Genomic DNA, 6483 nt, shown 5'->3' with positions numbered 1-6483 from the left:
GGGGCCGGGGCCCCCCCCCCCCGGGGCCCGGGGGGGGCCCCCCCCACCCCCCCCCGGGTGGGGGGGGGGGGGGGGCCCCCCCCCGCCCCCCCACCCCAGGCCACCGTGCACGCGGTCAGTCACCGGTCACCCGCACCGGTAGCGGGTCTGTCAGAACGCCGGCTGACACGAACAGCCGGTGAGTCACCGGTCGGATGGAGCGGGTCGAAGCCAGTCACCGGAGACAGTCACCGGTCACCGGTCATCAGTCACCGGGCAGATCGGCCGCGGCCAGGACCGGTGACCGATCGGTCACCGGTACCTCAGGTAGCGGGGTCAGGCGCGGTTGGTGACCGACCGCAGGTGTCCGCGCCCCGACTGACGACGGTGTTCCTCTCGGTACTGGACGGCGCCGCTCAGGCGACGTTGACCGGTGCTGGGAGAGACCCCAAGCCGGCGGGCGACTTCCGCGCCCGCGAGCTTCTCGCCCTCCGCGTCGGCTTCGTCCAGCCACAGAGCCACCTGGCGGACTTGACGCTCAGTCTCCGTCAGGCCGTCGTCAGCGTCAGGCTCCTGCTCCGGCAGCCGCGCCGTGACGGCACCTCCGGCAGCGGTCGACGTCTCCGCGAGAACCTCGCTCCCGGGGGACGGTACGTCTCGGCGGTGCTGCCGGGGGACCGACCGGACGTCGACCGTCGAGGCCTCCGGCGCGGTCGACGAGGTTGCCGTGCCAGCCGGGACCGGAGCGGGACTGTGCTCCGTCCGAGGAGGGGCGAAGAACGGGTGAGGCTCCACCGGCTCCTCAGGTGCCGGTGACACCGGTTCGTCCTCGGGACCAAGGCCGTCAACAAGATCATCGGGCGCCTGGCCGGCAATCGTCGCAGTAGGGAGTTCCGTGAACGGGGCCAGCAGGAGTGTGATCTCCCCGGCCGTCACCGGGGCGCCCGTCGTGACGTCTCGGATGCCGTAGGCGTCGGCCAGGTGCGCCGCGAAGGTCTGCGCGTCGGGCATCGTTCCGGTGGCCGCGGCGAGGGAACGATATGCCTCGAACAGCCCTCCCCCGTTCAACACGTTGTCCTGTACGGCGGGTCGGGGCATCGCCGCCTGGTGGCGCGTGTCGGCGTAGTCGTGCTCCCGCTCCAGCGGTTCGGCGTACGCCTCGGCCGGGACTCCCCCACTGTGCTCCGGTTGTGCGAGAGCGGCCGGCTCGGATGGCGCGGTCGGCGCCGGCGGGAGGGTGTCGTCCCGGTCGACCGTAACCTCGTGCTCGACCAACGACGGCGCGGGGCGCAGCAGTGCGGGTTCGAGGCCTGCCGCGGTGAGGCCATGGGACGCGGTCTGTGTCAGCGGGACGCCGATGCGGGCCAGCCTCAGCGGCATGAGCGCTTCGACGGGTGGCTTTATTCACGGGTTGTGGTTCTGGCTCAGGTTGTGTGGCGCTTGACTGTGAGTGACCGCTGAACTTCCTTTGACACCTTCGGAAGTTGCCTCGAAATGAGCAGTGGCAGGAGCGACTGACCCGACAGTTCGGGCTGTGAAAGAGGTCTTGCTCCGGTTGGAGGAGCTGCTGTTCCCGTCGATCGACGACATCGCGGTGCTGTCGGTGGACGTGAACATCGCGATAGTGCGTGTTGAAGTGCGGTGCACCGCCGCGGGCGCCTCGTGCCCGGGTTGCGGAACGTGGTCCTGCCGGGTTCACGGCTCCTACCTGCGGTTTCCTGCTGATGTTCCGAGTGCGGGACGAAGCGTCGTACTCCAGCTGCGGGTCCGCCGGTTCACCTGCCGGAACGCCGAGTGTGGACGTCACACGTTCGTCGAGCAAATACCCGGCCTGACCCGAAGGCACGGTCAGCGGACCGAGCGGCTTGGCTCGACCCTGGCCGCGATCGGTCTCGCCCTCGCGGGCCGGGCCGGCGCCCGCCTGGCCCACGTCGTTGGCGTGCCGATCAGCCGCAGCACGGTCCTGCGGCTGATCGACGCACTTCCCGAGCCGGAGGTGCCCGCCCCGCGAGTGGTCGGCGTCGACGAGTACGCCACCCGCAAAGGCCGGAACTACGGCACCGTCCTCGTGGACGTCGAGACCCGCCGGCCGGTCGACCTGCTGCCCGACCGGGAGTCATCGAGCCTGGCCGCGTGGCTGGCCGAACGGCCCAGAATCGAGGTCGTATGTCGGGACCGCGCCCCGTTCTTCGCCGAGGGCGCCACCGCCGGCGCACCGCAGGCCGTGCAGGTCGCGGACCGGTGGCATCTCTGGCACAACCTCAGCGAAGCCACTGAGCGGAGCGTCGCCCAGCACCGCCAGTGCCTGCGCGTCCTGGCCCCTGAGGCGCCTCAAACGATCGAGGAGGAGCCCGACCCTGCAGAGGAGTCGTCCAATTCGCCATGGCCGACCGGGCACCGGTTCGCCGACCGAACCCGAACCGTCCACGCCACCGTCCATGCCCTGGTGGAGGCAGGACACAGTCGTCGCGCGATCCAGCGGCAACTCGGCATGACGAGCCGAACCGTCAAACGGTACGCAGACGCCGCCAAGCCGGAAGACCTCTTCACCGGTCAGTGGCAGGACCGGACCTCCGTCCTCGACGAGTACAAGACCTACCTCGACACCCGATGGAACGAGGGCTGCACCAACGCCTGGAAACTGTGGGAAGAGATTGTCCCGCTCGGCTACCAGGGCAGCTACCAGCGCGTTCGCGCCTACCTCCGCCAGAAGCGCACCTCGCCACGACCCGTGACAGCCCGGCCGCCCTCACCCCGGGCAGTCGCCGGATGGGTTCTGCGCCGCCCGGAAAACCTGTCCGATGCCGAGCAACTCCAACTGAAGAACGTCCGGGCCAACTGCCCCGAGATCGATGCCCTCACCAGGCACGTCAGATCCTTTGCAACGATGTTGACCGAGCGCCAGGGTGAGCGCCTGCCGAATTGACTCGCCGCCGTCAGGCAGGACGACCTCCCGAGCCTCCACACCCTCGCTGCGGGCATCGACCGCGACCTCGAAGCCGTCATCGCCGGCCTCACCCTCACCTGGAACTCGGGCGTCGTCGAAGGTCATGTCAACCGGATCAAGATGCTCAAGCGTCAGATGTTCGGCCGCGCCGGCTTCGCCCTCCTACGCAAGCGGGTCCTGCTTGCGTGAGGGGTCCTTTGGTCTCCCACTCCTGGCACGGCCTACACCGGCTCCTCGTAAAGGCTGATCTCGGAGGGCCCGCGATCAAGTAGGAGTTCGAGACGACTCTCCATGGCGGCGAACCACTGGTCGAGGTCTGTATCGGTGTCGTGAAAGAACCAGGAGTCGAAGCTTCCTCCGGCCTCCAGGGCGGATTCGGGCTCGTAGCGGAGTTCGCAGTGGACCTGCACGTAATGGTCGTGCTCGCCGTCGTCATCGTTGATGTCGAACTGTCGGGTGAGGTCCAGCGTGAACATCGATCGCCCGCTGAAGGCGTACGTGCCGTATTGGAAGAGCAGGCCGTCGGAGTCGGGGGTCGGTGCTGTGTCAAAGCGCTGCTGCGCGAATCGCACCCAGGCCAGCCATGCAGCCCGAGTGGTCAACTCGGTCGTTGTCGATCGCTCCGCTGCCATCTCGGCGCGCAGGAAGTCGAGGGCTTCCTCTCTCCGCGGTCTGTTGGGCACGCCAACTCTCCTTGCTTCGTGAATCAGCACCCTAACGCCGTGGGGCGGGTTCAAATCCAGCTCTGCTCGCGGAGGCACCCGCCTCGCCATCCGCAACGCTCGGTTACAAATCCACAGAAGGTGAGCCAGAACCCCAGTTTTGAAGTCGCCGGGGTTCTTGCCACGGGAGCATCGGGATGCTCCTGGTGAAAGGGCCTGGTCATGCCGCAGATGTCGAAGATCGAGCTGTACGCGGCGATCCGGCGTGACCACCGTGGCGGCATGAAGATCCGGGAGATCGAGCGCAAGTACAACGTGTCGTGGCGGACGGTCCGCAAGGCCGTGGACTCGGTTTGGCCGGAACCGCGGAAGCAGCTGCCGCCGAGGCCGACCGCGTTGGATCCGTACAAGTCCGTGATCGACGGGATGTTGCAGGCGGATCTGGACGCGCCGCGCAAGCAGCGGCACACGATCACGCGGATCCTCCACCGCCTGGTCGAGGAACACGCCGCGGATGTCTCCTACCAAATGGTCCGGCGCTACGTCTCGGACCGGAAGCCGCAGATCCTCGTCGAGTCGGGGAAGGCCCCGGTCGAAGCGTTCATCCCACAAACCCACCAGCCCGGCATGGAAGCCGAGGTCGACTTCGGCGACGTGACGATCCGGCTGGCCGGCGAGCTTGTGACCTGCTATTTGTTCTCCTTCCGCCTGTCTTACTCGGGCAGAGCCGTTCATCGCGTCTTCGCGTCTTGTGGGCAGGAAGCCTTCTTCGAAGGGCACGTTCATGCCCTGCGGACGCTGGGCGGGGTCCCGCGGAGCAAGGTCCGCTACGACAACCTGAAGGCCGCCGTCGCCCGGGTGCTGGGGCTGAGCCGGGCCAGAGTGGAAGCCGACCGCTGGATCGCCTTCAGGTCGCACTTCGGGATCGAGAGCTTCTACTGTCGGCCCGGCATTGAGGGCGCCCACGAGAAGGGCGGAGTGGAGGGCCAGATCGGCTACTTCCGCCGCAACCACTTCACCCCGGTGCCCGAGGTCGACTCGCTGGCCGAGCTGAACGAGCTCGTCGATCAGTGGGATCTTCATGACGGGCGGCGCCGGATCGGTTCGCGTCCGCGGACGATCGACGAGTACTTCGAGGTCGAGCGGCCGTTGCTGATGCCGCTGCCGGAGGAGCCGTTCGAGACGGGCCGGCTCTTCACTCCGCGGGTCGACCGCTACAGCCAGATCGCGGTCCGCACGAACCGGTACTCGGTTCCGGTCCGGCTGATCGGCAAGCGGGTCCGGGTCGTATTGCATGCCTCTCACCTGGTGGTTTACGACCGGAACGTGGAAGTGGCCCGGCACGAGCGGCTGATCGCGAAGGGCGGCTGCCGCCTGGATCTGGACCACTACCTGGAGGCCTTGATCCGCAAGCCGGGTGCCTTCCCCGGCGCGACCGCGCTCGAACAGGCCCGCTCGGCGGGCAAGTTCACAACGACAGGCCATCACCCGCGCCCTGCGCACCGAGACCGTCGGCGGCCTGGTCCTCCTCGGCGCGGCCGTCCTCGCGTTGATCTGGGCCAACAGCCCGTGGAGCGAGGCCTACGCGTCCGTGCGCGACTTCCACTTCGGGATACCGGCGCTCGGCCTGGACCTGTCCGTGGGGCACTGGACGGCGGACGGGTTGCTGGCCGTGTTTTTCCTCGTCGCCGGGATCGAGCTGAAACGCGAGCTGGTCGTCGGTGAACTGCGCCACCCCGGCCACCGCCGCGCTGCCCGTGATCGCCGCGGTATGCGGAATGGCCGTGCCCGCGGCCCTCTACCTGGCCACTGTCACGGCGGGCGGCGGGAGCAGGACGGGCTGGGCGGTCCCGATGGCCACCGACATCGCGTTCGCCCTGGCGGTCCTGGCGGTGCTGTCCACGCATCTGCCGGCCGCGCTGCGTGCCTTCCTCCTCACCCTCGCCGTCGTCGACGACCTCGGCGCGATCCTGATCATCGCGGTGTTCTTCACCTCCGACCTGAACCTGTGGGCGCTCGCCGGAGCCGTCACGGGCCTCGTGCTCTTCTACCTGCTCCAGCGGCTGCGGGTGCGCGGCTGGTGGTGGTACGTGCCGCTCGGCGTGGCGATCTGGGCACTGATGTACAACGGCGGCGTTCACGCCACCGTCGCCGGCGTCGCCATGGGCCTCATCCTGCGCACCACCCGCGACAAGGACGAGGACGTCTCGCCGGCCGCCCGGGTCTCCCACCTCGTCCACCCGTTCTCCGCGGGTGTCGCGGTGCCGTTGTTCGCGTTGTTCGCGTTGTTCGCCGCCGGGGTGAGCATTACGGGTCCGGCACTGGGCGCGGTGTTCACCGACCCAGAGCCCCTCGGCGTGGTCATCGGCCTGGTCGTCGGCAAGACGGTGGGGATCTTCGCCGGAACCTACCTGGCCGCCCGCTTCACCCGCGCGCGGTTGAACCCCGATCTGGCGTGGGCCGACGTCCTGGGCCTGGCGGTGCTGGCCGGGATCGGCTTCACCGTCGCCCTGTTGATCGGGGAACTCGCCTTCCCCGGCGCCCGGACCGGCGAGCACGTCAAGGCCGCCGTCCTCGTCGCCTCCCTGATCGCCGCGATCCTCGCCGCACTCCTGCTACGGCGCCGTAACGCCGTCTACCGGCGTCTGTACGAAGCGGAGAACCTCGACGCCGACCACGACGGCATCCCCGACATCTACCAGCACGACACCACAGGGCCCGAAGGCGCCGCCGCTCGCACCGACGGACAGCACACCTGATGACCGGCGGCGACGCCTCTCTGCTCGCGCCCGCGATCATGATCGGTGGCCCGCCACGGCCGGCCGGCGGCATGGGGTCTGCTCATCGGAGCATTCGCCAACTTCCTCACTCGCCGCGACGCCCCGGCCACATGAA

3 protein-coding genes and 3 pseudogenes are annotated in these 6483 nt (G+C 68.7%); 4 read left to right on the top strand and 2 right to left on the bottom strand.

Features of this window, described 5'->3' with window-relative positions:
* Nucleotides 1-315 precede the first annotated feature (315 nt).
* Nucleotides 316-1359: a hypothetical protein gene (locus tag ACIRO3_RS33335; protein WP_404143073.1), complete on the bottom strand. Its 1044-nt coding sequence runs from the start codon at nt 1357-1359 to the stop codon at nt 316-318.
* 154 nt (nt 1360-1513) lie between these two features.
* On the opposite strand from ACIRO3_RS33335, the gene ACIRO3_RS33330 reads away from it, so the two are divergent.
* Together ACIRO3_RS33330 and ACIRO3_RS33325 are read left to right on the top strand one after the other, a co-directional pair.
* Nucleotides 1514-2905 (top strand): ISL3 family transposase, encoded by a 1392-nt coding sequence (locus tag ACIRO3_RS33330; protein ID WP_404143072.1) that lies wholly within the window; start codon nt 1514-1516, stop codon nt 2903-2905.
* Nucleotides 2906-2923: 18 nt separating this feature from the next.
* Nucleotides 2924-3115: pseudogene (locus ACIRO3_RS33325) on the top strand (ISL3 family transposase); the annotation flags it as partial.
* 32 nt (nt 3116-3147) lie between these two features.
* On the opposite strand, the gene ACIRO3_RS33320 reads toward ACIRO3_RS33325, so the two are convergent.
* Nucleotides 3148-3609 (bottom strand): hypothetical protein, encoded by a 462-nt coding sequence (locus tag ACIRO3_RS33320; protein WP_404143071.1) that lies wholly within the window; start codon nt 3607-3609, stop codon nt 3148-3150.
* Between the two features lie 201 nt (nt 3610-3810).
* Between ACIRO3_RS33320 and istA the strand changes: the two are divergent.
* A pseudogene (gene istA / locus ACIRO3_RS33315) lies at nt 3811-4950 on the top strand (IS21 family transposase); the annotation flags it as partial.
* Nucleotides 4951-5005: 55 nt separating this feature from the next.
* A pseudogene (gene nhaA / locus ACIRO3_RS33310) lies at nt 5006-6347 on the top strand (Na+/H+ antiporter NhaA).
* The last annotated feature ends 136 nt before the right edge of the window (nt 6348-6483 follow it).

The organism is Streptomyces sp. NPDC102278 (assembly GCF_044766345.1).
Classification (GTDB): Bacteria; Actinomycetota; Actinomycetes; order Streptomycetales; family Streptomycetaceae; genus Streptomyces.
This window is presented reverse-complemented; position numbering and strand designations above follow the sequence as displayed.

Bases quoted from the DNA above. Each gene is read 5' to 3' on its own strand.
- ACIRO3_RS33335 (WP_404143073.1), bottom strand. From the start codon at position 1,359: ATGCCGCTGAGGCTGGCCCGCATCGGCGTCCCGCTGACACAGACCGCG.